At 58.3% G+C, this 1,330-nt stretch carries 1 protein-coding gene and 1 other annotated feature; the gene reads right to left on the reverse strand.

Annotation, left to right across the window (positions count from 1 at the left end):
• Positions 1–26: 26 nt before the first annotated feature.
• Positions 27–1,279, reverse strand: a protein-coding gene (locus MTX36_RS29405; RefSeq protein ID WP_243623190.1) for an IS3 family transposase whose coding sequence is annotated in 2 segments (ribosomal slippage) — positions 27–991 and positions 991–1,279 — 1,254 coding nt in all. Because the reading frame shifts where the segments join, the coding sequence is not laid out codon by codon here.
• Positions 864–992: a sequence feature (AL1L pseudoknot), on the reverse strand. Its footprint overlaps the gene before it by 129 nt.
• Positions 1,280–1,330 lie beyond the last annotated feature (51 nt).

A 1,330-nucleotide genomic window follows, 5' to 3' on the forward strand; every position in this document is an offset into this window, starting at 1 on the left:
TGAATCGCACCGGCGAGTCCGGAGACTTACTGATTTGAGAACTCCGCAATTCGCGTAGTTCTGTGTTCACCGTAGTAGAACTCCTCGAGTTCAGCCGGAGGAACATCGCCGCAATGCTCGTAAAGCCGTCGGTGGTTGAACCAGTCCACCCACTCCAAGGTAGCAATTTCCACCTGTTCGACCGTTCGCCACGGCCCGCGAGGTTTGATCAACTCGGTCTTGTAAAGCCCGTTGATCGTCTCGGCGAGAGCGTTGTCGTAACTCGACCCGGTAGCCCCGATCGAGGCATCGATACCAACCTCAATGAGCCTGTCGGTGAACGCAATTGACGTGTATTGCGACCCGCGGTCATTGTGGTGAATGAGCCCGGACAGATCGGTTATCCCTTCTCGTCCGCGGGTCCAGATCGCGTGCTCGATCGCATCGAGCACCAACGGTGTCGTCATCGTCGTCGCAGTCCTCCAACCCAGGATTCTGCGTGAGTATGCATCGATCACGAATGCGACATAGACCCAGCCCGACCAAGTGGATACATATGTGAAGTCGGCTACCCACAACATGTTTGGCGCCACCGGGTTGAACTTTCGCTGCACCAGATCATCCGCACGACGGCCTTGCGGATCAGCGACGGTGGTGCGTTTGGTCTTCCCTCGCCGCGCACCCTCGAGCCCGAGAACGCCCATCAACCGTTCGACCGTGCACCGCGCCACGTCGATGCCCTCTCGACGCATCTCCAGCCATACCTTGCGGGCACCGTAGACCGAATAATTCTCGGCATGCACACGGCTGATCTCGATCTTCAGTTCTTCGTCGCGAACCGCCCGCCGAGACGCAGAACGGTTGAGGGTGTCGTAGTAGGTGGACGGCGCGATTGCACAGCCATGCTCGGTGAGCACCCTGCAAATCGGCTCGACGCCGTACTCGCTTTTGTATCGGTTGATGAAGTCGATGATCACTTGTTGTTGCGGTCGAGCTCCGCTGCGAAGAAAACCGACGCCGACTTCAGGATTTCGTTGGCACGCTTGAGTTCCCGATTTTCGGCTCGAAGTTTGCGCATTTCCGCTGCCATCTCACTCGTCACACCGGGTCGTTCGCCGGCGTCGGTTTGCGCCTTCCGGATCCAGTTGAGCAACGTTTGCGCTGTTCCGATGCCGAGTTTGTCGGCGACGGATTCGACCGCTGCCCACTCCGACGGGTACTCGTGTTGGACTTCTGCGACCATCCGAACCGCCCGCTCACGCAGCTCGGGTGGGTACCTCTTGTTCGTTGCTGACGACATGACTCCATCTTTCCCAAAGGATGAAGTCTCCGGAAACTCCGGTGCGATTCA

It is taken from the genome of Rhodococcus sp. ARC_M6, assembly GCF_022810305.1.
GTDB lineage: Bacteria > Actinomycetota > Actinomycetes > Mycobacteriales > Mycobacteriaceae > Rhodococcus_F.